20 protein-coding genes are annotated in these 25214 nt (G+C 66.1%); 9 read left to right on the plus strand and 11 right to left on the minus strand.

What is annotated here, in order from left to right:
- Positions 1-31: 31 nt before the first annotated feature.
- Genes Q0D45_RS04195 through Q0D45_RS04230 form a run of 8 tightly spaced genes read right to left on the minus strand, consistent with a single transcriptional unit; the run spans position 32 to position 9838 of the window.
- A complete protein-coding gene (locus Q0D45_RS04195; protein ID WP_293388975.1) occupies positions 32-673 on the minus strand; it encodes a TetR/AcrR family transcriptional regulator in 642 nt (213 codons plus the stop codon).
- Complete coding sequence (locus Q0D45_RS04200; RefSeq protein WP_293388978.1) at positions 592-930, minus strand: hypothetical protein; 339 nt, start codon at positions 928-930, stop codon at positions 592-594. Before Q0D45_RS04200 ends, Q0D45_RS04195 begins: the two co-directional genes overlap by 82 nt.
- A gap of 6 nt (positions 931-936) precedes the next feature.
- On the minus strand, positions 937-1752 hold the full coding sequence (locus tag Q0D45_RS04205) for an enoyl-CoA hydratase-related protein (RefSeq protein WP_293388981.1): 816 nt from the start codon (positions 1750-1752) through the stop codon (positions 937-939).
- A 28-nt stretch (positions 1753-1780) separates the two neighbouring features.
- The gene (locus tag Q0D45_RS04210; RefSeq protein WP_293388984.1) at positions 1781-3763 is read right to left on the minus strand and encodes an AMP-binding protein; all 1983 of its coding nucleotides are present in this window, start codon (positions 3761-3763) and stop codon (positions 1781-1783) included.
- A gap of 12 nt (positions 3764-3775) precedes the next feature.
- Positions 3776-4579: a crotonase/enoyl-CoA hydratase family protein gene (locus Q0D45_RS04215; protein ID WP_293388987.1), complete on the minus strand. Its 804-nt coding sequence runs from the start codon at positions 4577-4579 to the stop codon at positions 3776-3778.
- Between the two features lie 7 nt (positions 4580-4586).
- Positions 4587-6578 (minus strand): biotin carboxylase N-terminal domain-containing protein, encoded by a 1992-nt coding sequence (locus tag Q0D45_RS04220; protein ID WP_293388990.1) that lies wholly within the window; start codon positions 6576-6578, stop codon positions 4587-4589.
- A gap of 31 nt (positions 6579-6609) precedes the next feature.
- The gene (locus tag Q0D45_RS04225; RefSeq protein WP_293388993.1) at positions 6610-8217 is read right to left on the minus strand and encodes a carboxyl transferase domain-containing protein; all 1608 of its coding nucleotides are present in this window, start codon (positions 8215-8217) and stop codon (positions 6610-6612) included.
- A gap of 13 nt (positions 8218-8230) precedes the next feature.
- Positions 8231-9838 carry a carboxyl transferase domain-containing protein gene (locus Q0D45_RS04230; RefSeq protein ID WP_293388995.1) on the minus strand — a complete coding sequence of 536 codons (1608 nt, stop codon included), beginning with the start codon at positions 9836-9838 and terminating at the stop codon, positions 8231-8233.
- A 726-nt stretch (positions 9839-10564) separates the two neighbouring features.
- On the opposite strand from Q0D45_RS04230, the gene Q0D45_RS04235 reads away from it, so the two are divergent.
- Positions 10565-12604, plus strand: coding sequence for a sigma 54-interacting transcriptional regulator (locus tag Q0D45_RS04235; protein WP_293388998.1), 2040 nt, complete (start codon positions 10565-10567; stop codon positions 12602-12604).
- 9 nt (positions 12605-12613) lie between these two features.
- Here the strand turns inward: Q0D45_RS04235 and Q0D45_RS04240 are convergent, their stop codons facing one another.
- Genes Q0D45_RS04240 through Q0D45_RS04250 form a run of 3 tightly spaced genes read right to left on the minus strand, consistent with a single transcriptional unit; the run spans position 12614 to position 16501 of the window.
- Positions 12614-14260, minus strand: a complete 1647-nt coding sequence (locus Q0D45_RS04240) for a class I adenylate-forming enzyme family protein (RefSeq protein ID WP_293389001.1) — start codon at positions 14258-14260, stop codon at positions 12614-12616.
- A 37-nt stretch (positions 14261-14297) separates the two neighbouring features.
- The gene (locus Q0D45_RS04245; protein ID WP_293389004.1) at positions 14298-15344 is read right to left on the minus strand and encodes an acyl-CoA dehydrogenase family protein; all 1047 of its coding nucleotides are present in this window, start codon (positions 15342-15344) and stop codon (positions 14298-14300) included.
- Positions 15341-16501: an acyl-CoA dehydrogenase family protein gene (locus Q0D45_RS04250; RefSeq protein ID WP_293389007.1), complete on the minus strand. Its 1161-nt coding sequence runs from the start codon at positions 16499-16501 to the stop codon at positions 15341-15343. The genes Q0D45_RS04245 and Q0D45_RS04250 overlap by 4 nt, the downstream gene beginning before the upstream one ends.
- Positions 16502-16737: 236 nt before the next feature.
- On the opposite strand from Q0D45_RS04250, the gene Q0D45_RS04255 reads away from it, so the two are divergent.
- The 8 genes from Q0D45_RS04255 to Q0D45_RS04290 all read left to right on the plus strand — a co-directional run.
- Positions 16738-17304: a hypothetical protein gene (locus Q0D45_RS04255; RefSeq protein ID WP_293389010.1), complete on the plus strand. Its 567-nt coding sequence runs from the start codon at positions 16738-16740 to the stop codon at positions 17302-17304.
- Between the two features lie 75 nt (positions 17305-17379).
- Positions 17380-18831, plus strand: a complete 1452-nt coding sequence (locus Q0D45_RS04260) for an aldehyde dehydrogenase family protein (RefSeq protein WP_293389013.1) — start codon at positions 17380-17382, stop codon at positions 18829-18831.
- A gap of 146 nt (positions 18832-18977) precedes the next feature.
- On the plus strand, positions 18978-19892 hold the full coding sequence (locus tag Q0D45_RS04265; RefSeq protein ID WP_293389016.1) for an alpha/beta hydrolase: 915 nt from the start codon (positions 18978-18980) through the stop codon (positions 19890-19892).
- Positions 19893-19924: 32 nt separating this feature from the next.
- Positions 19925-21664: an NAD(P)/FAD-dependent oxidoreductase gene (locus Q0D45_RS04270; RefSeq protein WP_293389019.1), complete on the plus strand. Its 1740-nt coding sequence runs from the start codon at positions 19925-19927 to the stop codon at positions 21662-21664.
- Positions 21661-22566: an enoyl-CoA hydratase-related protein gene (locus tag Q0D45_RS04275; RefSeq protein WP_293389022.1), complete on the plus strand. Its 906-nt coding sequence runs from the start codon at positions 21661-21663 to the stop codon at positions 22564-22566. Before Q0D45_RS04270 ends, Q0D45_RS04275 begins: the two co-directional genes overlap by 4 nt.
- 57 nt (positions 22567-22623) lie before the next feature.
- Positions 22624-23712: a Zn-dependent alcohol dehydrogenase gene (locus Q0D45_RS04280; protein WP_293389024.1), complete on the plus strand. Its 1089-nt coding sequence runs from the start codon at positions 22624-22626 to the stop codon at positions 23710-23712.
- 74 nt (positions 23713-23786) lie between these two features.
- Positions 23787-24890 (plus strand): Zn-dependent alcohol dehydrogenase, encoded by a 1104-nt coding sequence (locus Q0D45_RS04285; protein WP_293389027.1) that lies wholly within the window; start codon positions 23787-23789, stop codon positions 24888-24890.
- Positions 24890-25214, plus strand: a 325-nt coding sequence (locus tag Q0D45_RS04290) for an enoyl-CoA hydratase/isomerase family protein (RefSeq protein ID WP_293389030.1), incomplete at its 3' end; no start/stop codon positions are given. The genes Q0D45_RS04285 and Q0D45_RS04290, both read left to right, overlap by 1 nt.

The raw sequence follows: 25214 nt of genomic DNA on the forward strand, positions 1-25214 counted from the left end.
GATAGAAGTCATCGGCATGAATCTGGAGGATTCACGCAGATTCGACCAAAAAGGCACCTTCGGAAATCAGCGATGCGATCTGCCGTGCAAGCTGCTCTACCGATCCTTTTTTGGGATCGTACCATTCTACCGTCCAGTTGACTGCCCCGAGCATCACCAGACGCGCAAGATGGATATCAATCCCCGGCCGCAATTCACCCTTGACTGCCGCTTCAGTCAGCAGCTCATCCCAGAAATCGCTGTACGACCTTCGCAGTTTCTGGTTGGCTTTCCTCAGCTTGTCTGGCAACTGCCCGTAGTTCCTGATGTTCGCCGACGTGAAGTCCCCGTGTTCAAGCAGACCGAAGAGGTGACCCTCGACAGCAGCCGCAATCTTGAGTCTTGAACTTGCATCTTCGGGCAGCGTGGCCAGACGCGCATTTACCGAATTTTGAACAGCGTTGATCCCGGCATCGAGAATCTCCAGCAACATCTCCTCCTTGGAACCGAAATGGTAGTAGACGCTGCCCGCCTGGATTCCAGCCGCGCCGGCAATCTGGCGAACCGTAGTTGCCGAATAACCCTGATTACGAATCAGTCGGGCTGCCGAAGTCAGCAGGAGCCTGCGGGTGACGTCGGCAATTGCTTCAGGAGCCTTCTTTTTCTTGACAGACCTGCGCGTCGCGATTGCCATTTTTCCTTGCCAATATGTTTTGGCTGCGATTTTGACACGCATTTGCCGAAAGCGGCTTCCAGCGCGAGGATCAGCTTGCGACGCCCTCCTTGCGGCCGGTGCCGATCGGCGATGATCGTCGCCCGCATCGGGGCGTAATCCGCACCGATGCTGCGGCCTTCGCCGATAGCGGTACCGGTGCGCGCGAGGTACGCGTCTGGTGCGCGCCAGCAGAGGATCTCGCCGCAGTTGACAATCAACAGCGTCGAGAAACCCACGCCACTTCAGCCCAGACTCGGCCAGCGCGGTTTGCGCTTTTCGAGAAAAGCCTGCTGCCCCTCCACGCCCTCGGGGCCGCGGTTGAGTTCACCGAAGCGACGACCCGCATATTCGATCAGCGCATCCAGCGGCATCTCACCGACCCGGTTCATGATCGCCTTGGTCGCCGAGCAGGCCATCGGCCCGCAGGCGTCGATGTCGTCCAGCATGCGCGCGAGCCTGGCTTCCAGTTCGGCCGTAGTCTGCGCGACCTCATGCGCTACGCCCAGGCGCACGGCCTCCTCGCCGTTGAGACGACGGCCGGTGAGACCGAGATAGCGCGCGTTGGACAGGCCGACGCGGCGCACCACGTGCGGTGCGATCTGCGCCGGTGCGACGCCGATGCGGGTCTCCGACATGCCGATCTGCACGTCGTGCATCACCAGCGTGATGTCGAAGGTGCAGGCGAAGCCGAAGCCGCCACCGAGCGCGAAACCTTCGACCACCGCGACCGTGGTCTGCGGCAGCTTTGCGAGGCGCAGGAACATGCGGCCGGCGCGGATGTTGCGCTCCATGGCGATGTCCGCGCCGGGACGCGACTCGTTGGTCTGCGCGCGGCGCTCGCGAATGTCGCCACCGGCGCAGAAATGCCCGCCTGCGCCGCGCACGATTACCGAGCGCACGGAAGGATCGTCCTCCAGTCGCGTGATGAGGTTCTCCAGTTGCATCAGCATCGCGTCGTTGAGCGCGTTGCGGCGCTCGGGACGATTGAAGGTGACGAACAGACGCGCGCCGTCCTGCTTCAGCAGTAGCGTCGGGGATTCCGTTTCCGAGTTCTGCATGGACTTTCTCGCGTGCTTGATGGCGGATTCAGGACGGCTGCATGCGTCGACGCAGGTCGTCCACTGCCTGCGGATTCACCAGCGCCGACAGGTCCCCCGGATCGCTGCCCTGGTAGACGGCGCGCACCACGCGGCGCATCACCTTGAGGTTGCGTGTCTTGGGCAATTCATCGGCGAACACCACGGATTTCGGACGGTAGGACGTGCCCATGCCGTCGACCACGGCTTTCGACAGACGCTGACGCAGGGCCTCGTCAGCGACCTCACCCGGCATCGGCACACAGACGCAGACCAGCGCCGAGCCTTTCGATTCGTCCGGCACGCCGATCACCGCGACTTCTGAAACGGTGCCGGTGGCGGTGAGGAGATTCTCGATTTCGGTCGGGCCGGTGCGCTTGCCGGAAACCTTGATGGTGTCGTCGGAGCGGCCGAGCACGTAGTACATGCCGTCGGCGTCGTGGCGCACGAAGTCGCCGTGTACCCACAGGCCGGGCAGCAGGTTCCAATAGCTGTCGAGGTAACGCGCGTCGTCCTTCCACAGGCTCTTGGTCATGCCGATGCTGGCCTGGCGCAGCACCAGTTCACCCACCTGTCCCAGCGGCACCGGATCGCCTGATTCGCTGACGATGCCGAGGCCCACGCCGAGACCCGGTCCGGCGAAGGAACTCGGGCGCTGCGGATGGTGCAAGGTACTGACCAGATTGCAGCCACCGACTTCGGTGCCCCCGACGATGTTGAGAATCGGCAGCCGACGCTTGCCTACGTGTTCGAACATCCATCGCCAGGGTGCGGCGGTCCAGGCTTCGCCACCGGAATGCAACATGCGCAGGCTCGAAAGATCGTAGCGTTCCACGTCCTCGTTGCCGTAGCGCATCAGGTTGCGGATCAAGGTGGGAGCGACCCCCAGATAGGTGACCTTGTGATTCTGGATCAGGCGCCAGAAGCGGCCGGTATCGGGATAGTCAGGGGTGCCTTCCGCAACCAGCAGGCTGCCGCCGAAGTAGCTCGGAATGCAAGCGCACATCGCGCCGACCATCCAGCCCATGTCACTGAGGAAGAAGTAGCGGTCGCTGCCGCGAAAGTCGGCGCAGATGTGCATGTCGCGCGTGACCATCGAGCCTAGAAAACTCACGTGCGTCCACACGCAGCCCTTGGGCTTGCCGGTGGTGCCGGAGGTGTAGAGCAGCACGGCCGCAGCTTCGGCATCCATCGGTTCGGTCGCGAGCGCGGCGGGCTGCGGCGTGACCCGCTCGTGCCACCAGTGATCGCGCCCGGCCTGCATCGCCACCGGCAGCTTGTCGCCAAGCCGCCGCACGACGATGACGTGCTCCACGGTCGGCACTTGCGGCAGCGCCTCGTCCAGCACCGGCTTCATCGCACCCAGGCTGCCACGCCGCCAGGTACCGTCGGCCGTGATCACCGCGCGCGCGCCGCCGTCATTCAGCCGCGTGATCAGTGGCTGCGGGCCGAAGCCCGAGAACAGCGGCATGACGATGGCGCCGATCTTGAGGATGGCGAAGAAGGCGACGAAGGTTTCCGGCAGGTTGGGCATGTAGATGCCCACGACGTCGCCCTCGCCGACCCCGAGTTGCTTGAGCGCGTTCGCGAGCCGGCAGATCTCGGCGTCGAACTCGGCATAGCTGAGCTTGCGCTGTTCTTCCGGTTTCTCGCCCTCCCACACGAGGAAAGTCTGATCCCACACCGGCGTGCCGCGATGGCGATCAATGCAGTTGAGCACGATGTTGGTGGTGCCGCCGATGCACCAGCGCGCCCAGGGCTGGCCGCGCGACACGTCGAGCATCTGCGTGCAGGGCTGATAGAAACGGAAATCGCTGAACTGGAACACCTGTTCCATCAGCCAGCCCGGATCGGCGTCGGCGCGTGCGCTCAGGGATTCGAAGCTCGCCTCGCCGACGTGGCGCAGGAAGGCAGTGAGCACGCTGCCCGCGATCAGCTCGGGGGTGGGCGTCCAGTCGAAGGGCGCATCGGGTGCAGCGGCGTTCGGGTTCATGACGGGGCTCTTTCAGCGCGAAGCGTGGCGGCGGTTCCACGAGGGCTTGCGCTTGTCGAAGAAACTCTGCATGCCTTCCTTGGCCTCCTCGGTTTCCCAGAAGTCGGCGAGGCGATCCACGGTGTAGATGAGGTTGTCCGCCTCGTTGTGGCGGGCGACGTACTGCGCGAGGCGCTTGGTCATGGCCACCGCTCCCGGGGCGCAGGACAGCGCAAGGTCCAGCTCGGCGTCGATCGCATCATCAAGCCGTGCCGCGGGCACCACTTCATGCACCAGGCCCAGGCGCTGCGCCTCGGTCGCCGTCATCGGCCTGGCGTTGAGCATCACGCGACGCACCTGGCTGGGGCCGAGCTTGGCGGCGACGTAGGGCGAAATGGTCGCGGGCACCAGTCCCAGACGCACCTCGGTGAGCGCGAAGCGCGCGCTGTCCACCGCAACGGCGACGTCGCAGACCGCGATCATGCCGACGCCGCCGCCGTAAGCCGGGCCGTTGATGCGGCCGATGACCAGGCGCGGAAACGTGTCGAGCCGCGCCAGGATGTCGGCCAGGGGACGGCCGTTCCTGATGCGCTGCGCACGTGGCTGTTCACGCTGGCTTTGCTGCCAGCGGAAGTCGCCACCGGCGCAGAAGCTCTCGCCCTCGCCGGACAGCACCAGCACGCGCACGGCAGGGTTGGCCTCCAACAGATCCAGCGCCGCAGAAATCTCCGCGAACATGGTCTGGTTGAGCGCGTTGTGTACCTCGGGGCGCGCGAGTGTGAGGCGCGCAACGCCGGCTTCGTCGACGGCGAGCTTGATGGTTTCAAAATTTTCCATGGTGCTTTCAGCCCGCCTTACCGATTCTGACGACCACCGCATTGCGTTCCACCGTCTGGCCTTCCGTGCAGTGCGTGGACTCGACCACGCCATCAGCCTCGGCGCAGATGCGCATTTCCATCTTCATGGATTCGAGGATCGCAACAACATCGCCGGTCTTCACCGCGTCGCCGCTCTTCACGTTGACCTTGAGAATCATCCCCATCATCGGCGCGCGAAGCTCGCCGCTCGCCTCGCTGGTGGCGCTGATGTAGCTGAGATAGGGCAGCGCCTCGAAGGCGTGCGTGCCAGCGTCGTCCTGCACGTGGACCGTATCGCCGTCCTGGATCACGCGCACGTTGAGGCGGCGGTTGCCGAGGATGGCGAGATAGCGGTGGTCACCGAGGGGGCGCAGGTTCAGTTCCGTGGGCGCGTCGTCCACCGCGAGCCGCTGGCTGCCGTCGGCAGCCAGCGGGGCGAAGCGGATCGCGGCCGAGACCACTCCGCTTTGCAGATGCAGCGCGGGGATCGGCGCCAGGCCATCGCCGGAATCGGCCATCTGCCAGCCGGTGAGTGCAGCTGCGGACCACACGCCGGCCGCGGGCTCGGCGCGATTGCGCAGCAGCCAGACGTAGGCAGCAATCGCGAGCGTGCCATGGTCGTGCAGTGCGGTCTTCAGTGACCACGAGGCTATCTGCTCGTCGATGAGCCGCGTGTGGAAGCTGGCGTCGCGCGTCTGCGGCAAGGACAACAGGCGCTTGAGGAACGCGCGGTTGGTGATGACGCCGAACACGCTCATCTCGTCCAGTGCGAGCTGCATGCGGTCCATCGCCTGGTCGCGTGTCGGCGCGTGGGTGATGAGCTTGGCCAGCATCGGGTCGTACCAGGGCGTGACCTCGCTGCCGGTATCTACGCCGGCCTCCACGCGCACGCCTCGGGCCGGGAAACTCACGTGCGCGAGCCGTCCGGTGGAGGGCAGGAAGTTGGCGGATGGGTCCTCGGCACAGATGCGCGTCTCGACCGCGTGACCGCTGACCTTCACATCGCTCTGGTTCAGCGCCAGCCCTTCACCCGAGGCGATGCGCAGCATCAGTTCCACGACGTCCAGCCCGGTCACCTCCTCGGTGACGGGATGCTCCACCTGCAGGCGCGGGTTCACCTCCAGAAAATAGTAGTGATCGCCCTGCACGATGAATTCCACCGTGCCGACGTTGCGATAGTTCAGGCGCTCGCCGAGGCGCACGGCGTCGGCCAGCAGGCGCTCGCGCAGACCTGGCGCGAGCGGCGCAGCGGGTGCTTCCTCGACCAGCTTCTGGTGGCGGCGCTGCAGGGTGCATTCGCGCTCGAACAGGTGAATAACCTTGCCCTTTCCGTCGCCGACGATCTGCACTTCGATGTGTCGCGCCCGCTCGATCATCTGTTCGACGATCAGCGAGGGCGAGCCGAAGGAGTTCTTCGCCTCGCGCATCGCCGACTCGATGTCCGCAGCCAGCGTGTCCAGCGTGTCCAGCGCACGCATGCCCTTGCCACCGCCGCCGGCCGCGGCCTTGAGCATCACCGGCAGGCGCAGGCCGCGCACGGTGTCGGCGATTTTCATGGCGTCATCGCTGGCGCCCTCGCTGCCCGGCACCACCGGCACGCCGGCCGCTATGGCCTCGCGCTTGGCCATGGCCTTGTCGCCGAGCCGGTCGATGACCTCTGGCGTGGGGCCGATGAAGGCGAGGCCCGCGGCCTCGACCGCGCGCGCGAAAGCCGCGTTCTCGGCGAGAAAGCCGAAGCCCGGATGGATGGCCTCTGCGCCTACGCTTTTGGCCGCCTCGATCACGCGCTCCATGCGCAGGTAGCTCTCGGCGGCAGGCGCACCGCCGATCTCGATGCTCTGGCCGATCTCGCGCACATGCAGCGCGTCGCGATCCGCTATGGAATGCACGCCGGCCGCGCCGACGCCGAGGCGGCGGCAGGTGCGGGCGATGCGGCAGGCGATTTCGCCGCGGTTGGCGATCAGGATTTTCTTGAACATGGTCGGGTATCAGGTATTGGTCGGCCGCGCATCACATGCGGAACACGCCCATGCGGGTCGGAATGGCCTTGGTGCGGCCGGCGAGATCGAGCAGCAACGCCATCACCTCGCGCGTCTCGGTGGGTTCGATGACCATGTCGCACCACAGGTTGCGCGCGTAGTTGTACGGGCTCACGAAGTCGGTGAACTCCTGCCGGATTGGCGCCTCGTAGGCGGCGCGCTCGTCGGCCGTCCAGCTCTTGCCTTCGCGCTGCTGGATGGTCTCGCGCACCATCGACATCGTGGTCGCCGCCTGGTCCGGCCCCATCAGTCCGGCGTGCGCCGTCGGCCACATCATCATGCAGTGCGGGCTGAAGCCGCGGCCGCACATTGCCATGTAGGCCGCAGCATAGGACGCGCCGGTGATCAGCGTGTACTTGGGCACGTTGGCCGAGGCCATCGCGGTCATGAACTTGGCGCCGTGCTTGGCGATACCCGCGCGCTCCACCGTGGTGCCCACCATGAAGCCGGGGGTATCGACCAGGAACAGCATCGGCACATCGCGCTTGCAGCACATCTCCATGAAATGCGCGCCCTTGACCGCGCTTTCGGGGAACATCACGCCATTGCTGGCGAGAATGCCGATGGGATAGCCGTGGATGTTGGCGAAGCCGCAGATGAGTGTTTCGCCAAACAGCGGCTTGAATTCCTGCAGCACGCTGCCATCCACCAGCCGCGCAAGAATCTCGCGGGTGTTGTTCGGCACACGACGATCAGCGCTGAACAGGCCGTAGATTTCGGCAGGGTCGTACAGCGGCCGCTCGGGCTGCGCGAGCGGCCAGCGCAGCGCCGGACGCGGCTCCAGCCGGGCGACAATGTCGCGCGTGATGGCCAGCGCATGGCTGTCGTTCTCGGCCATGTGATCGGTCACGCCGCTGATGGTGCTGTGCATCAGCGCGCCGCCGAGCGATTCGATGTCGCTCACCTCCTTGGTCGCGGCGTAGACGAGCTGCGGGCTGCCGAGAAACATCGCGCCCTGGTTGCGGATGATGACCACCTCATCGCACAGCGCCGGGATGTACGCCCCGCCCGCGGTGGACGGCCCGTGGACGATGGCGATCTGCGCGATGCCCTCGGCCGACATGCGCACCTGGTTGTACATGATCGAACCGGCCTGGCCCTCGTCCGGGAAGATGTTCGCGAGGTCGGGCAGAAATCCGCCACCGGACTGGACCATGGTGATGCACGGCAGTCGGTGCTGCCACGCAAACTGCTGCGCCCGCGTGTGGCGCTTGGTGGTCATGCCGAACATGGTGCCGCCCTTCACCGTCGCCTCGTTGACGATGAGCATGCAGGCGCGGCCCTGCACCATGCCGACGCCGGTGATGATGGTGGCGCCGGGCGGCACCCCCTCGTACATTCCCTCGCCCGCCATGTGGCCGAATTCGAGGAAGGGCGAACCGGGATCCAGCAGCGCGCTGATGCGCTCGCGCGGCAGCATCTGCCCGCGGCTCTTGTGCAGCGCGCGGGCTTTTTCCGATCCGCCGACGCTCGCCGCAGCGCGGCGTGTCTTCAGCTCGGCGATCTGTGCGAGATAGGCCGCGCGGTTGCGCGAGAATTCTTCTGACGAAGTCGATACATGGGAAGTCAGGACGCTCATGGTGTTCTCGTCCTCACATCCGGAACACGCCGAACTCGGTGGGCTCGGCCGGCGTGCGGCCCGCGAGCTCCAGCAACAGGCCCATCACCGTGCGCGTTTCCAGCGGGTCGATCACCATGTCGCACCAGGTGTTGCGGGCAAAGTTGTAGGCATTGGCGAATTCCTCGAAGGTCTTGCGCGTCGGCGCCATGTAGGCCTCGCGCTCCTCGGGCGTCCAGCTCGTGCCCTCGCGCTTGTGGATGTCGTCCTTGACCATCGCCAGCGTGGTCGCCGCCTGATCCGGACCCATGATCGCCGCGCGACCGCTGGGCCACATCAGCATCGCGTTGGGCTTGAACGCGCGGCCGCACATCGCGAGATACCCGGCGCCGTAAGACGCGCCGATGATCAGCGTGTATTTGGGCACCGAGGCGCAGGCCATCGCCGTGATCATCTTGGCACCGTGCTTGGCGATGCCGGCTTCCTCGGCCTCACGCCCGACCATGAAGCCGGTGACGTCGGCCATGAACAACAGCGGGATGTCGCGCTTGCAGCAGATGTCGATGAAGTGCGTGGCCTTCATCGCACACTCGGCGAACAGCACGCCGTTGTTGCACAAGATACCGACCTCGAAACCCATCATGCGACCCCAGCCGCAGATCAGGGTCTCGCCGTACAGCGGTTTGAATTCGCGGAACTCGCTGCCGTCCATGAGCCGCGCGACGATCTCACGGTTGTCGGTGGGCACGCGGGTGTCGCGGCTGACGATGCCGTAGATGTCCTTCGGGTCGTGGACCGGCGGACGCGGCGGCAGCGCCTTCCAGCGCTGCGTCGGCGGCGTGCCCAGATTGGCAACCAGGTCGCGGACGATGGCGATGGCGTGTCCGTCGCTCTCGGCGAGATAGTCGGTGACGCCGCTGACCCGCGAGTGCATCTCGCCGCCGCCGAGTGTCTCTTCGTCCACCACGTCCTTGGTCGCCGCGTAAACGAGCTGCGGGCCGCCGAGAAACATGCGGCCCTGGTTGCGCACGATGACGTTCTGGTCGCACAGCGCCGGCATGTAGGCGCCGCCAGCGGTGGATGTGCCATGCACCGTCGCGATCTGGGCGATGCCCTCGCCGGACATGCGGATCTGGTTCCAGAAAATGGTGCCGAACTGGCCCCAGTCCGGGAACACGTGGGGCTGGTCCGGCAGGTTGGCGCCACCGGACTGGACCAGGGTGATGCAGGGCAGGCGGTGCTGCCAGGCGAAGCGCTGGGCGCGCACGTGCTTCTTGCAGGTGATGCCGTAGTAGGTGCCGCCTTTCACGGTGGCGTCGTTGGCCATGATCATGCACGGACGACCGGACACCAGGCCCACGCCGGTGATGATGCTGCCACCCGGCGGCACGCCCTCGTACAGGCCCTCGCCCGCCAGGTGCGAGAACTCCAGGAACGGCGAGCCGGGATCGATCAGCGCTGCCACGCGCTCGCGCGGCAGCATCTGCTTGCGCTGCTTGTGCAGTCGCCGCGCGCGCTCGGGGCCGCCGGCGCTGGCTTCAGTGCGGCGCCGCTGCAGGTCGGCCACGCGGGCGAGATAGGCCTCGCGATTGAGGCGAAAGTCCTCGGTGGAGGACGACACCCGGGAAGACATCAGGGCCATCGGCTTCGAAACTCCTGGAACGGTCGACCCGGCACCGGGCGGCGTCGGGGAAAACGGTATTGACGCCGTCTAGTGGACGACGCGGCCCCCGATCACTGCGCAGTCGAGGCGGGTCGCAGGCTTGCGCTGACCCGCCGACACCCGGTACCCGCCTCGCAAGTCGCGCAGAGGTCTGGGTCGCACACGCTGCCTGAACTGCCACTGCATCGGCCAGGCTGATGCATTCGACGCGGCGCGATGCTTCGGCGAACGACTACTGCCCGCCGCAATCCGGTCCCTGCCCTCCGCAGGCCGCGCTCGGCGGGAAGGCCGGCAGCCTCGCTGCACCAAACTTGCGCAACAGCCCCGGAACACCGGGCCGGTTCCCTGGTGACCCTGCCCGACCCGGTCCATGATTTCATTTTCTATCAAACGCTTGATAGAATTTATGACGATTTTCGGTCGCAGCTCAATGGACATCGACAATGCTTTCCCCTGGGTTTCCGCGTCGTTCGGATGTCCGCGGAAGGGACATCGACGCTGTCTTTAAGGCTATGAGAGTGCCCGCGCAAGCTCGCAAGCGCAAGCCCTTCCGGGATCGCGCGATGCCCTGCGCAGACCCTACACGCTGCACCCGCGACCGGAGTCGCAGCGCAGCCTGCATCAAGGTGCGCTGATTCGAGGACACTTGCTGATCAGCAGGGACACAAGGTATTCCGTCGCACCGCGTCAGCTCAGGAGCAGACCATGAACCACCGCAGCGCATCGCCCGTGATGGATCGGGGTCAGTCCCTGAAAATCACCCGCGCTTGGGAAGCGTTTCTCAGCGGTGAGCCGGTGCCGGACGAGGGCTTGCGTCATCTGGTGCTGGCGTCCTGGCAGCGCAGCCACCTGCATCAGGTGGACCCGAAGTTGAGCAAGGCACCGGTCGATCCTGATCGACTGGCCAGCGCCCGACTGGCCCACAGCGAACTGATCGAATCGGCGATTCCGGTCCTGTGCGAAACCGAGCGACTGTTGCACGAGGCCGGTGTCATCGTCCTGCTGTGCAGCCCCAGCGGCCTGATCCTGGAATCGCGCGGCTCGCGCAAGATCCTGGATCTCGGACTCGACGCCAACATCATCCCGGGCGGCATCTGGCATGAGGACGTGTGCGGCACCAATGCCGTAGGCACCGCCATCACGGCGGACCGGCCGATCCAGCTCAACGGACCGGAGCATTTCTGCGAGGGCATCAAGCGCTGGACCTGCGCCGCCAGCCTGGTCAAGGACCCGCTCGACGAGCGGCTGCTGGGTGCACTCGACATTTCGTACAGCGAAGCGCAGCTCGACCGGCATGCCCTGCCCCTGGTGATTTCCGCCGCCAGGCGCATCGAGGCCAACCTGTACGGCCGCGAAATGAAGCGGCAGCACTTCCTGCTGGAAAGCTACCTGGATCGCTACGCACATCGCGCGCACGACGGCCTCCTGCTGCTCGACCGCCGCGACCGTCTGCTGCGCTGGAACGAGAATGCACCGCTGGCCCTGGCCCGCCGAGGCATCACCCTGCCGCTGAAGCGCGGTGCGGCGCTCGATGAGGGCCTGGCTGCACGGGGCATGATTGACGATCGCTGCGACTCGACGCTGCCGCCGTGGATCGCCCCGGACTGGGTGCAACCCCTGATCCTGGATGGCCGTCGCGAGGGGTCCGTGGTCATCATTCCGTTTCGACCGCCCGCCCGCCCCATGGCAGCGTCCGGAAGTACCACCGACACCGGGCATGGTGTCCGCGATCCGCGCCTGGCCGGGCATCGCAGCCCCGGTATGCGCCGCGCGCTGGAGCAGGCCGAGCGGGTCGCCGCACTCGATATTCCCGTGCTGATCGAAGGCGAAACCGGTACCGGCAAGGAGTTGCTGGCGCACGAGATTCATCAGTGCAGCGCCCGGAGCGGCAAGCCCTTCGTCGCGGTGAACTGCGGCGCGATTCCGCGCGAGCTGCTGGCGAGCGAGCTGTTCGGCCACACGGAGGGGGCGTTCACCGGCGCGCGCCGCGGCGGCCACGCCGGCAAGTTCGAGCAGGCCCACGGCGGCACCTTGTTTCTGGATGAGCTGGGTGAACTGCCGCTGGACCTGCAGCCCTACCTGCTGCGCGTGCTCGAGTGCAAGGACCTGGTTCGATTGGGCAGTGCGAGCAGCCGGCCCATCGACGTCAGGATCATCGCCGCGACCAACCGTTCACTGCGCACACAGATGGAACGCGCGCAGTTCCGCGACGATCTGTTCTACCGCTTTCACGTCAGCCTTGTCCTGCCGCCGCTGCGCGAACGCAGGGAGGACATGGATCGCTACATCGCGCACTGCCTCGACGAGCTGGCGCGGCGTCACGGCCTGGACCGATCCCTGAGCCCGCGGCTCATCGCCGCGCTGAAACGCTATTCATTCCCCGGCAATCTGCGCGAGATGCACAACCTGGTCGAGCAGATGGCGGTCATGAGCGACCGTCACGAACTCGACATGCCCGACCTTCCCGAACCTTTGCGCAGCCAGCTGGATCGGCCGGATCCCGCGCAGGGGCTTCAGGTGGAACGCCCCCAGTCCCTCCGACACGCCGAGCGTCAGGCCATCCTCGCGGCCCTGAGCGCCGAGCGTGGCAATCGCGGCCACGCAGCGCAACGCCTGGGCATCTCGCGCACGACGCTGTACCGCCGGCTGATCGAGTACGACCTCGTTGAGGTCCTGACTGCGGACACGGACGCCGCCGATTCGACGATGCATCCGATGCCCCGGGGCGCGAGCGCCATGCAGTAATCGCGAGTCCTAGGAAATGGTGGCCTCGCGCAACTCGCGCTTGAGGATCTTGCCGACCGGGTTGCGCGGAATGACCTCGACCACACGCAGCGATTCAGGGAGCTTGTAGCTGCCGAAGCCCTGCTCGCGCATCCATCCGGTGACCTCGCCCAGCGTCGGCGGAAGCCGAGTGTCACGCGCCACCACGCAGAGGCAGACCTTCTCGCCCATGATCTCGTCCGGCACCGCGATGGCCGCGCAGTCGGCAATGGCCGGATGTCCCAGCGCCATGTTCTCCACTTCGGCGGCGCTGATGTTGAAACCGCCGCGGATGATGATGTCCTTCTTGCGATCGAAGAAGCTGAGGAAATTGCCTTCCAGGATCTTGAATGTGTCGCCGGTGTAGAAGTAGCCGTCGGCGTCGAAGGATCGAGCATTGACGTCGGGCTGATTGAAGTAGCCTGGAAAGACGTTCGGCCCCCTGTATGCCAGTTCGCCCACGCCGCCGGGCTCGGTCACGAGCGCGCCATCCTCGCCGACGATCTTGACCTGCACGCCGGGAATGGCCGACGCCCACTGCACGCCCTCGCGGCCCCACCATGGCAGGTGATCGACGCGCTGCGACGGGTCGGGCACATCATGCGGCCCGGCGACCAGCGCAGTGCCCTCGTTCTGGCCCCAGAGGTTGATGATCTCGATGTCCCAGCGGCGCTTGAATTCCTGGATCGCGTAGGCCGAAGGCGGCGCCGAGCCGACTGCCAAAGTACGGATGTGACTCAGGTCGATCTGGTCCACGTTCGGCAGCTTGCAGATCATGTTGAGCATGGCCGGCACCAGGCTGGAAAACTGCACGTTCTCCGTCGCGAGCTGCCTGACAAACAGGTCCAGGTTCAGCGGGTGATGCAGGATCAGGGTGCCGGCACGGAACAGCCAGGGCAGCAGCATCGCGCCGACCCCGGTCATGTTGACGATGGGCGCGGCGCAGAGAATGCGATCACCATCCCGCACGTCGACGAGTGCCAGCACGCGACCGGACTGAAAGAACCAGTTGTTGTGCGACAGCGGCGTGCCCTTGGGCAGCGACTCGGTGCCGGAGGTCCAGCACAGCGTGAACACATCATTGGCGTCGAGCGAGACCTGTGACAGCAGGCCAGGCTTCGATGCGCCACTGGCCCACCTCGTCAGTTCCGCAAGACCGATGCGATGCTCGATCCGGTGCGCGCCACGCAGCTTGTCCACCAGGCCCAGATACTCCGTGCCCTTGAACGAGTCGGCTGCGATGTAGAAGCGGGCGGCCGTGGTTTCGGCAACGTGTCCGAGCTCGTGCTGGCGCCACTGCATGGCCAGCGGCGAAGGAATTCCGCCGGCCATGCTGACGCCGAAATACAGCGCGATGAGTTCCCAGACATTGGGCAACTGGATGATGACCACCTCATCCTTGTTCAGGCCCAGCTCCAGCAGACGGCTGGCGATGGCCTCTGCCGCCGCGCCGATCTGCGCCCAGGTCTTCTGCTGCGGCGCGGTCCCGACCAGAGCCACGCGATCGGCCGGATCGATCACCGCCATGCGATCGCCGTACGCGGCCACCTGTTCGCGAAAGGCATCGACCAACGTCCGCGTCCCCCAGTAGCCCGCGGCGACGTTTTCACGAATGATTTTTTCGTGGTTCAGGATCATGTTGTTTCTCCGTTGCAGCGATCGGGGTGTGCGCGGTTCAGGCGTTTGCGGTGCTGCCGAGCCGGGTGATGAAAGGCCACAGCCCCTCGCCTCCCACTTCCAGCGCCTTCCTGCCGAGCAGCGTGTTCCAGTACACCTCGGTGCCGAAGTCGTCGCGCCAGCTCCACAGCCGCTTGGTGTAGTGGTGCAGGCGGTGTTCGTAGGTGAAGCCCATCGCGCCATGCACCTGGTGTGCAATCCGGGTCGCCGATTCCACCGCCATGCTGGCGCGCGCCTTGGCCACCGCGATGTCGAACAGGGCGTCGCCGACACTGTGACCGTACTGGGCAGCGTCGGCCGCTGCATCCACCGCAGCATCCACCGCCGCCACTTCCGCAGCCAACAGGGCCAGCTCCTGCTGGATCGCCTGGAATGCCGCAAGCGGGCGGCCGAACTGCTTGCGCTCCAGCACATACGCGGAAGCCAGCGCGAGGCAACGCTGCAAGGCGCCGGCCATCTGCGCGCTGCGCATCAGCGCGCCTCGCGCGAGCCAGGGCATGGCGTCGATGGACGAGGTCACATCGAGACTGAATTCGGAACCCGCAAGGTTCAGTTCGTCACTCGGTTCGCCAGCGAGATTGGCACCTTGCTTGATGACCAGCGCTCGCGGATACAGCCTCAGACGCCGTTGGCCATCGACGCCGCCGAGCGCGACGACCGGCAGGCTGCGGCCCCAGGGCACGCGCTTGTGTGTACCCGGCAACGGGCCGCTCGCGGCATCGGGCGGCGCAATCGTCAAGGCACCGCCGGGCAAGGACTGTCCCGCGTCGACCAGCGCCAGGCCGGCAAGCCAGTGTTCGGCCAGCGGCACCGGAGCGGCGTGGTAGCCCGCGACCTTGAGCAGGGCCACACCGTCGCCGAGGTCCAGGTCGCTGCCGCCGCAGGCCATCGGCAACAGTGCGTTGGCGAGCCCATTCTGTTCCAGCGCATCCCACAGAACCTGGGCCCACTCGCCCTGTTCCAGGCGGTTCACCTGCTCGACCGTGCTGAGGTCGGTGAAGATGCGGTGGGCAGTCTGCAACAGCAGTTCGGTCGATTCGCTCATCTCAGTCCCAGTCCTCTTGCAATTGCACCGCGCAGGATTTCGTTGGTACCACCACGCAAAGTTGACGAGGGCGCGCGCAGCACGGCCTCCGCCAGCAGCCGGCCGAACTCGCCTTCGTGCAGTGGCATTCCCGCGGCGGCGGCAATCAGGCGCGCCTGTTCCGGCAAAAGGCGCTCGAAGCGCGTGCCGAGGTCCTTGACCACCGCGGCCTCGATTTCCAGCGAAGCGCCAAGCTGCAGGCGACCGGCGACCGACAGCGACATCTGCCGGAGGGTCGCGAGCTGCGTGACCAGCGCGCCGACCGCCGTGGTCAGCGGACCGTCCGACTCGCCGATCTGCGCCGCCAGCGGGCCGAGCAGGCTGGCGAGCACCGGGTAGTAGCTGAGAAAGCGTTCCGGCCCGCTGCGTTCGTAGGCGAGTTCACTGACCACCTGCTTCCAGCCCCCGCCGATGTCACCGATCACGCGCGCGTCCGGCACCAGCACATCGTCGAACACCACCTCGTTGAAGTGGTGATGACCGGTGAGATTGAGGATCGGGCGCATCTGGATGCCCGGCGAGTCCAGTTCCACCAGCAACTGGCTGAGCCCGGCGTGGCGATCGTCCTCCTTGGGGGAGGTTCGGCACAGCACGATCATGCAATGCGCATCGTGCGCAAAGCTGCTCCAGATCTTGCGGCCGTTCAGGCGCCAGCCGCCGTCCACCCGATCGGCGCGGGTACGCACGGCGGCCAGATCGGAGCCCGCATCGGGCTCGCTCATGCCGATGGCGAAAAAGCATTCGCCGCGCGCGATTCCCGGCATGAAGCGCAGGCGCTGTTCCTCGGTGCCGTAGCGCAGCAGCATAGGGCCGGTCTGCCGGTCCGATATCCAGTGCGCGCCCACCGGCGCGCCGGCCGAAAGCAGTTCCTCGGTGAGGACATAGCGTTCCAGCGAGCTGCGCTCCGCCCCGCCGTACTTCCTGGGCCAGGTCATGCCCAGCCAGCCGGCGCGGCCGAGCTTGCGCGAGAATTCCGGCGAGGCATTCATCCAGGAATCACTTGCGGGCAGGAAGTGGCCCGCCGCCAGTTCTTCGCGCAGGAACGCGCGAACCTGGTGGCGCAGCGTCTCCGCCACCGCAGGCAGGCGCTCGTGGGGAAACAGTAATCGCTCGGTCATCAATCTCGTCGCTCTCATCGGGGCTTGTCGCGCGAATGGCTTCGCATCGATTTTCTTGAAGGACAGTCAACGCGAATCCGCAACCGCCGTGCCATGCACATGCGGGCGACCCACTTGATGCCGGACGCTGGCGCAGAGTGCGCCCACCGACGGGCTTTGTATCCGGCGACGAGTCCTGTTCGCGCCCATGCACCTGCTGGCATCCCGGCGGCAAAATGTTTCAGGATGGAACGTGGTTGTTCCAGATGTTCCGGAACGACCCACTGCATTCAGGGCGGCCGATGCGCCAGACGCGGCGTGGCAGCGCGCACTACGCGGTTGTTGCAGGGTTCTCTTCGAACGGGGATTTCGATTCCGTCAATGGCACGAGCCTTGCGCCTTCGGGCATCGACATGCAGCTAAACCTGAAAAGCTTCTTCGAACGCACCCGCACCGAACAATATTTTCCTCGCAACGAGGCAGCGCAACCGGTATCGGCACTCGATGGCGCTGTGCATCGCCGACGTCATGGGCCTGGCCGAGCGCGACACCCTGCTCCCCGTGGTGCCGATGTTCCACGCCAATACCTGGGGCCTGCCCTACGCGGCCTCGCGGTAGGCGCGAAGAGGTTTGCCGAGATGCAGGCACGTCCGCGCAATATTTCCAGCCTGCGCCAGTTGATGCTCGGCGACCTCGCCACCATCACCCATGTGCCGCGCGACTTGCTCGACGCAGGACACGAGGCTTGCCTGGACGTGCGCGTCCGCCAGGGCATCCCCATGCGCAAACTGCGCAAGCAGGTCTTGCGCGACGTCGTGCGCTGATCCGCTGCCAGGTCATCCGAGTCGCAGCGCCCGACGATCCGACAAATTCTTTACCTGAGAGAGAGAACGGTACCCATGGAAAACGACATCGCGCTGCCCGATTGCACCAGGCTGTTCATCGGCGGCCACTGGGAGGAGCCGGCCGTTGCCGCGTCCTACACCAACGAGAACCCCGCGCTGCGCAAGGGACTGTGCGAAGTCGCCATTGCCGGCGAGAAGGATGTCGATCGCGCGGTGAAAGCGGCGCACGCGGGTCTGGCCAGCAAGGAGTGGGCGGGTCTGCCGGCGGCGGATCGCGGCCGCCTGCTCTGGAAGGTGGGTCAGATCATCCGCGAGCGCGCCAAGGAGCTCGCCACGCTGGAATCGCTGGACACCGGCAAGCTCTATGTCGAAGCCCTGTACGGCGACATGGAAAACGCCGCAGGCGCATTCGAGTACTACGGCGGCTGGAGCAACAAGATCACCGGACAGGTGCTGCCGGTGCCGCCCAAATTCCTCGACTACACACGGCGCGAGGCGGTGGGCGTGGTCGGCGCGATCATTCCCTGGAACTTCCCGCTGATGATGGCGGCGATGAAGATTGCGCCGGCTCTGGCGATGGGCAACGCGGTGATTCTGAAACCCGCCGAGCAGACGCCGCTGACGGCTATCGCCCTGGCGCGCATCCTCGAAGAAGTGGGACTGCCCAAGGGCATCCTCAGCGTGCTGACCGGGTTCGGCGATACCGGCAAGGCGATGGTTGCGCACCCGGGCATCGACAAGATCACCTTCACCGGCTCCACCGCGGTGGGCAAGGCGATCATGCGTGGCTGCGCCGACACGCTGAAGCGCGTTTCGCTGGAGCTGGGCGGCAAGTCGCCGAACATTGTGTTCGAGGATGCGGACATCAAGCGCGCCGTGCGCGGCGTCACGACCGGCATCTATTACAACCAGGGCCAGATGTGCACAGCCGGATCGCGCGTTCTGGTGCACGAGAGCATCCACAACCAATTCATGGATGCCTTCCTCGCAGCGGTGAAGGAAATCGAAACCGGCAGCCCTTTCGACAAGACCTCGCGCATGGGCTCGCTGGTGTCCAAGGAGCAGTTCGAGAGAGTCAGCGGCTATGTCGAGCTGGGCCGGAAGGAAGGTGCGACCTTGGCCCTCGGTGGCACGCCCGGCGGCAGCGAGGGCTACTTCTTCCGCCCCACCGTGTTCACCGACGTGCAGCCGCATCACCGCATCGCGCAGGAGGAAATCTTCGGGCCGGTGGTCGCCACCTCGACGTTCAAGACCGAGGAGGAAGTGCTGGCCGTGGCCAACAACGTCAGCTACGGACTGGCCGCCGGCATGTGGACCAACGACTTGGCGCGCGCGCATCGCATGGCGCATGCGCTCAAGGCGGGCACGGTCTGGGTCAACACCTACAACGCCATGTGGCGCGAGTCGCCCTTCGGCGGCTACAAGCAGAGCGGCCACGGGCGCGAAGGCGGCCAGGATGGTGCCGAGCTGTACACCGAGGTCAAGAACATCTGCATTTCGATCTGAAACCCGGCGCGGCCCGGACGCCCTTCAGGAGGCACCACAGCCGCTCCGTTTCAGGTACGCTCGTCTACCTAACATTCGTTCAAATTACGAATGAGTGACGTGGGCCTCGCCGTTCACGCGACACCTCATCACTGGAGTGAGAAATCATGCCTAGCAAGGAATCTTTCGCACTGGAAAAGCTGTACCGCGACTGGGTCGCCGAGATGTCTGCGAACCCTGGCGCCGGCGTGGACGAACTGCGCAAGCTGTTCGATCACTGGGGCGATGTCACCGCCGAGCCGGGCGGCGTGGACTATCTCGAAACCGAGGCCGGCAGTGTGCCCGCGATGTGGGCCGTGCCCAAGGGCGCGCTGACCAACAAGGTGCTGCTGTGCTCGCACGGTGGCGGTTACGTGGTGGGTTCCATGTATACCCACCGCAAGCTGTTCGGGCATATCGCCAAGGCCGTCGGCTGCCGCGCGCTGATCGTTCACTACGGACGCGCTCCGGAAAACCTGCACCCCGGACCGGTCAACGACATGGTCAAGGCCTACCGCTGGCTGCTGGAGACCCAGGGCTTCAAATCCGGCGACGTCGCCTTCACCGGCGACTCGGCCGGTGGCGCGCTCGCGGTGACGACGATGGCGGCGGCGCGCGAGCAAGGACTGCCCCTGCCGGCGGCCAGCATGCCGATGTCGCCGTGGGCGGGCGCGGATACCTCCGGCGAGAGCTACGACACCAACGCGCAGCGCGACGCCCTGGTTTCGCGCGCCACCTCGGGAGGTCTCGGCAGCCTGTTCCTCGGCGAGAAGGGCGACCTCAAGGATCCGCTGGCCAACCCGCTGTACACCGACTACCGCGGCATGCCTCCGATCTATATCCAAGTCGGCGAGGCCGAGACCCTGCTCGACGACAGTCGGCGCATGGCCGAGCGCGCGAAGCAGGCCGGCGTCGACATCAAGATCGATCTGTTCCAGGACATGCAGCACGTCTTCCACTTCCTGGCCGGCGCAGCGCCCGAGGCCGACGACGCGATCAGGCGCATGGCGCAGTGGGTGCGGCCCAAGCTCGGCATCGCCTGACGTCCCGTCGGCCACCTCGCAGGGAGCAGCGCATGAATCAGAGTGACTATGACGTGGTCGTGGTCGGCGCGGGCTTTGCCGGCCTGTATCAGCTCTACAGGCTGCGCGCGCTCGGCTTCCGCGTGCGTCTTTACGAGGCGGGGTCGGAACTGGGCGGCATCTGGTACTGGAACTGCTACCCCGGCGCGCGCGTGGATACGCACGTGCCGATGTACGAATACGGCCTGGAAGAAATCTGGTCGGAATGGAACTGGAGCGAGCGCTTTCCTGGCTGGGAAGAACTGCGTCGCTATTTCGAATTTGTAGATCGGAAGCTGGACCTGCGCCGCGACATCCAGTTCGACACGCGGGTCAGCGGCGCGCGTTTCGACGCGGCATGCAACCAGTGGCAGATCCGGATCGAGCCGGGCCAGTCGGTGCGCGCGAAGTTCCTGGTGCTCTGCGTAGGCTTCGGTTCCAAGATCTTCATTCCGGACCTGAAGGGACTGGGCCGCTTCGAGGGACCCTGCCACCACACCGCGCGCTGGCCGCAGGACGGACTGGATTTCAGGGGCAAGCGCGTTGCGGTGATCGGTACCGGCGCGAGCGGGGTCCAGGTCGCGCAGGTCGCCAGCCGCGAGGCCGCGCAGCTCACGGTGTTCCAGTGCACGCCCTGCCTGGCCCTGCCCATGGGTCAGCAGACGCTGACCCCGGCCCTCCAGTCGGAGTGGAAGAAGAACTACCGCGAGCGCTACGCGAATCGTCGCAATACCTTCGGTGGCTTCGACTTCAACCTGCTCGACGGCTCGGCCATGGCCGTCAGCGAGGCGGAGCGCAACACGAAATACCAGGCGCTGTGGGACGAGGGCGGCTTTCATTTCTGGATCGGCACCTACATGGAGGTGCTGACCAACGAAGCGGTGAATCGCACCGCCTACGACTTCTGGCGCGACAAGACCCGCCAGCGCATCCACGACCCGGCCATCGCCGACCTCCTCGCGCCGATGGACCCGCCCTACCCCTTCGGCACCAAGCGGCCCTCGCTGGAACAGGGATTCTTCGAGATCTTCAATCAGGACCACGTGCGCCTGGTCGACCTCAACGCCGATCCCATCGAGGAAATCACGCCGCGCGGCATCCGCACCCGCCACCAGGATCTGGACTTCGACGTGATCGTGCTCGCCACCGGTTTCGACGCGGTGAGCGGAGGGCTGACCGACATCGACATCCGCGGCACCCACGGCCAGACGCTCAAGCAGAAATGGGCCGAAGGCACCCGCACCTATCTGGGCCTGGCGAGCGCCGGCTTCCCGAACCTGCTGTATCTCTACGGGCCGCACAGTCCGTCCGGCTTCTGCAACGGACCGAGCTGCGCGGAGTTGCAGGGCGACTGGGTGGTGCGCTGCCTCGCCGACCTGCGCGAGCGGGGCATCGACCGTTTCGAGACCACCGAGGCCGCGGAGGCCATCTGGGGACAGGTCGTGAATGGCCTTGCCGACACGACGCTCTTTCCGCGCACCAACTCCTGGTACATGGGTGCCAACGTACCCGGCAAGACGCGCGAGATGCTGAATTACCCCGGCGGCCTCGCGCTGTACCTGCAGCAGTGCGAGGCCGTGGCCGACCGGGGCTACGAGGGCTTCGTGCTGGACGGGCATCCCGTCCCCCCGGTCCTGCACGACGGCCAGCCGGTCTTCGAGGTCGAGCGCCTGACCCTGGCCGCGCAGGCCGTGCACACGGCGGCCTCCTGCCCGGTCGCACCCACCCGCGACAGCGCCGGAGCCGCCGCATGAGCTACGACACCCTGCGGTTGAGTCACGAGGACGGCATCGACATCCTCACCCTGTACCGGCCCGGCGCGCTCAACGCCTTCAACGCGACCATGTCGGCGGAGATCGAGGACTACTTCCGCCGCGTCAACGACCGCGACGAGGTTCGCGCCGTCGTCGTCACCGGCGACGGGCGCGCGTTCTGTGCCGGCGTGGACTTGTCCTCCGGGCTCGGCAAGTTCGCCGATCCCGCCAGGGCCGCGACCACGCTCGCCGAACTGGATGCTCATTTCGATGACGAAAGCATGCGCGGCGTACGCGACATCGGCGGCCGCTCCACGCTGGCGATCTACGACTGCATCAAGCCGGTGATCGCTGCGATCAATGGGCCCTGCGTGGGCATCGGCGCCACGCTCACCCTGCCGATGGACGTGCGCTTTGCCAGCGAGGATGCGCGCATCGGCTTCGTGTTCGGCCGCGTCGGCATCGTGCTCGAAGCCTGTTCGAGCTGGTTCCTGCCGCGCATCGTCGGCATGAGCCGCGCGCTCGAGTGGTGTTACCGCGCCCGCGTGATGAGCGCGCAGGAAGCGCTGGACGGCGGCCTGCTGCGCGAGCTGGTGCCCGGCGACCGGCTGCTCGCGCACGCCGTTGCCTTTGCGCGCTCGCTGATCGAAGTCAGCTCACCGGTGTCCATCGCCATGACGCGCCAGCTGCTGCTGCGCAACAGCGCGGCCGCGCACCCGGCCGAGGCGCACAAGGCGGAATCGCTGACGCTGCTGCACGCGCTGACACACGACGCCACCGAGGGCGTTCGCGCCTTCCACGAGAAGCGCGCACCGCGCTTCACCTCCAGCCCCTCGCGTGACCTGCCGCCGTTCTTCGCGGACTGGGTCGCCGGCCGCCGCGGGCCGGCGGACGCGAACTGAAGCCCGACTAGAACTGCAACCGACCGAGAACCCCAAGCCATGCGAATTACCGCCGCCGTGCTGCGCGAGGTGGGCAAGCCGTTCCAGATTGAAGAACTGGAACTGGCTGCGCCCAAACAGGACGAGGTCCTGGTCAGGACCGTCGCCAGCGGCATCTGCCACAGCGACTACTCGATTGCCCACGGCGTGCTGCGCGCGCCGATGCCGATCGTGCTCGGCCACGAGGGCGCGGGCGTCGTCGAGGCGGTCGGCCCCGGCGTGACGCATCTGAAGCCCGGCGACAAGGTGATCGGCTCGCTGACGCCGAGTTGCGGCGAGTGCGCCATGTGCAAGGAGCACAAACACTTCATGTGCGTGCAGATGGGCGCGCTGCTCAACAACTGCACCTACATCGACGGCACCACGCGCCACAAGACGCTGGAGGGCCAGGACGTGTACGCGATGTGCGGCCTGGCCTCGTTCGGCTCGCACATGGTCATGCCGGCGGGTTCGGCCATCAAGGTGCCGCACGATACCGCGCTCGAATCCACCTGCCTGATCGGCTGCGGCGTCACCACCGGCGCCGGTGCCGCGCTCAATACCGTGAAGGTCAAGCCGGGCGACGCGGTCGCGGTGGTCGGCTGCGGCGGCGTGGGCCTGTCGATCATCCAGGGCGCGCGCATCGGCGGCGCGAGCATCATCATCGCGGTCGATCCGATGCCGGAGAAGCGCGAGCTGGCCCTGCGCATGGGCGCCACGCACACGGTGAATCCCTTCGAGGAAAATCCCATGGCCAGCGTGCGCAAGATCAGCGGCGGGCTGGGCGTTCACTACGCCTTCGAGGCGCTGGGACGGGTGGAAACGATGGAGCAGTGCTGGGGCATGATCCGGCCCACCGGGCGCGCCGTCATCGTCGGGATCGCCGCGCTCAATCAGTCCGTGCGCCTGTCCGCGGCCGGCCTGCTGGCCGAATACGAAATCCAGGGCAGTTGCTACGGCTCCTCGTCGCCGGCCGTGGACATCCCGCGCTTCGTCGAACTGTACAAGAAGGGCGATCTGCTGCTGGACGAAATGATCACGCAGCGCATCAGGCTCACCGACATCAACCGCGCGTTCGAGGAGATGGGCCGCGGTGTCGGCGCCCGCTCCGTGATCATGTACGGCTGATCCCGCCCTCGGGTCGCAGCGAATTTGCGCCTACGAATTCAAGCCGGTCGCGAATCGGTGGAGAACATCAAGACATGAAAACCAAAGCAGCCGTGCTCTATGCCATCGGCCAGCCCCTGGTCATCGAGGAGCTGGAACTGGAGGCGCCGCGCGAGAAGGAAATCCTCGTCAAGTGGGTCGCCAGCGGCATCTGCCACAGCGACTACTCGGTGCGCGACGGCACCCTGGGCCTGACCCTGCCCGCCGTGCTCGGCCATGAAGGCGCAGGCATCGTCGAAGCCGTCGGCCCCGGTGTGACCCAGCTCGCGGTCGGCGATCACGTCATCGTCTCGCTCACCCCGCAGTGCGGCAACTGCGTGTTCTGCAAAGAAGGCAAGCCCTATCTCTGCGCGCAGATGAGCAGGGGTCTCACCAAGGGCCTGCAAACCGATGGCAGCAAGCGCCTGAAAAACAGCAGGGGCGAAGAGATCGGCCAGTTGCTAGCCCTGGGCACGTTCTCCGAACGCACCGTGGTGCCGGCCGGTGCCGCGGTCAAGGTGCAGCACAACCTGCCGCTGGAAACCGCCTGCCTGATCGGCTGCGGCGTGACCACCGGCGTCGGTGCCGCGCTCAACACGGTCAAGATCAACCCGGGCGACAGCGTCGCGGTGATCGGTTGCGGCGGCGTGGGGCTGTCGATCATCCAGGGCGCGCGCATCGCGGGCGCGACGACCATCATCGCCATCGATCCCGTGGCGGAGAAGCGCCTGCTGGCGATCGAGGTCGGCGCCACCCATGCGCTCGACCCGAGCGGGGAAAACGTGGTCAAGCAGGTGCGCAAGATGACCGGCGGCGGCGTTCATTTTGCGTTCGAAGCCCTGGGTCGCAAGGAAACCATCGAGCAGGCCTGGGCCATGCCGCGCCTCACCGGCACCGCCGTCATCGTCGGCGTGCCGAAGAAGGACACGATGCTCGAACTGCCGGTGCTCGGCTTCTTCGGCGAGAAGCACTTCAAGGGCTCGGCCTACGGCAGTAGCGTGCCCTCGCGCGATATTCCGAAGTACGCGGAGATGTTCATGAGCGGCGAGCTGAAGCTCGACGCCCTGATCACGCAGCGCATCGCGCTTGAACAAGTCAACGAGGCGCTGGACCAGATGGGGCGTGGCGAAGGCGCACGTTCGGTGATCGGATATCGCTGATGACGGTCAGGCTCGACATCGTCGGCGGGATCGCGCGCATCGTGCTGGCGAGGCCGGAGCGCTTGAACGCCTTCAGCGACGAGATGAAGGACCGGCTGATCGAGATCACTCGTCAGCTGCAGCTCGATGACCGTATCCGCGCCGTGCTGCTGTGCGCCGAAGGCCGCGCGTTCTGTGCGGGTGGCGATATCGACACGATGGGCGCTGCGGACGTGGTGGCGACGCGCGCGCGCATCCAGCAGGCGCATCGCGCGATCCTCGGTCTGGCGAATCTCGACAAGCCGGTGGTCGCCGCCGTTCGCGGTCCGGCTCTGGGCGTGGGCT

It is taken from the genome of Nevskia sp. (genome assembly GCF_023266035.1).
Classification (GTDB): domain Bacteria; phylum Pseudomonadota; class Gammaproteobacteria; order Nevskiales; family Nevskiaceae; genus Nevskia.

Coding starts and splice junctions, on each gene's coding strand:
- Q0D45_RS04195 (WP_293388975.1), bottom strand. CDS start 673: ATGGCAATCGCGACGCGCAGGTCTGTCAAGAAAAAGAAGGCTCCTGAA.
- Q0D45_RS04205 (WP_293388981.1), bottom strand. CDS start 1,752: ATGCAGAACTCGGAAACGGAATCCCCGACGCTACTGCTGAAGCAGGAC.
- Q0D45_RS04210 (WP_293388984.1), bottom strand. CDS start 3,763: ATGAACCCGAACGCCGCTGCACCCGATGCGCCCTTCGACTGGACGCCC.
- Q0D45_RS04215 (WP_293388987.1), bottom strand. CDS start 4,579: ATGGAAAATTTTGAAACCATCAAGCTCGCCGTCGACGAAGCCGGCGTT.
- Q0D45_RS04220 (WP_293388990.1), bottom strand. CDS start 6,578: ATGTTCAAGAAAATCCTGATCGCCAACCGCGGCGAAATCGCCTGCCGC.
- Q0D45_RS04225 (WP_293388993.1), bottom strand. CDS start 8,217: ATGAGCGTCCTGACTTCCCATGTATCGACTTCGTCAGAAGAATTCTCG.
- Q0D45_RS04230 (WP_293388995.1), bottom strand. CDS start 9,838: ATGGCCCTGATGTCTTCCCGGGTGTCGTCCTCCACCGAGGACTTTCGC.
- Q0D45_RS04235 (WP_293388998.1), top strand. CDS start 10,565: ATGAACCACCGCAGCGCATCGCCCGTGATGGATCGGGGTCAGTCCCTG.
- Q0D45_RS04240 (WP_293389001.1), bottom strand. CDS start 14,260: ATGATCCTGAACCACGAAAAAATCATTCGTGAAAACGTCGCCGCGGGC.
- Q0D45_RS04245 (WP_293389004.1), bottom strand. CDS start 15,344: ATGAGCGAATCGACCGAACTGCTGTTGCAGACTGCCCACCGCATCTTC.
- Q0D45_RS04250 (WP_293389007.1), bottom strand. CDS start 16,501: ATGACCGAGCGATTACTGTTTCCCCACGAGCGCCTGCCTGCGGTGGCG.
- Q0D45_RS04260 (WP_293389013.1), top strand. CDS start 17,380: ATGGAAAACGACATCGCGCTGCCCGATTGCACCAGGCTGTTCATCGGC.
- Q0D45_RS04265 (WP_293389016.1), top strand. CDS start 18,978: ATGCCTAGCAAGGAATCTTTCGCACTGGAAAAGCTGTACCGCGACTGG.
- Q0D45_RS04270 (WP_293389019.1), top strand. CDS start 19,925: ATGAATCAGAGTGACTATGACGTGGTCGTGGTCGGCGCGGGCTTTGCC.
- Q0D45_RS04275 (WP_293389022.1), top strand. CDS start 21,661: ATGAGCTACGACACCCTGCGGTTGAGTCACGAGGACGGCATCGACATC.
- Q0D45_RS04285 (WP_293389027.1), top strand. CDS start 23,787: ATGAAAACCAAAGCAGCCGTGCTCTATGCCATCGGCCAGCCCCTGGTC.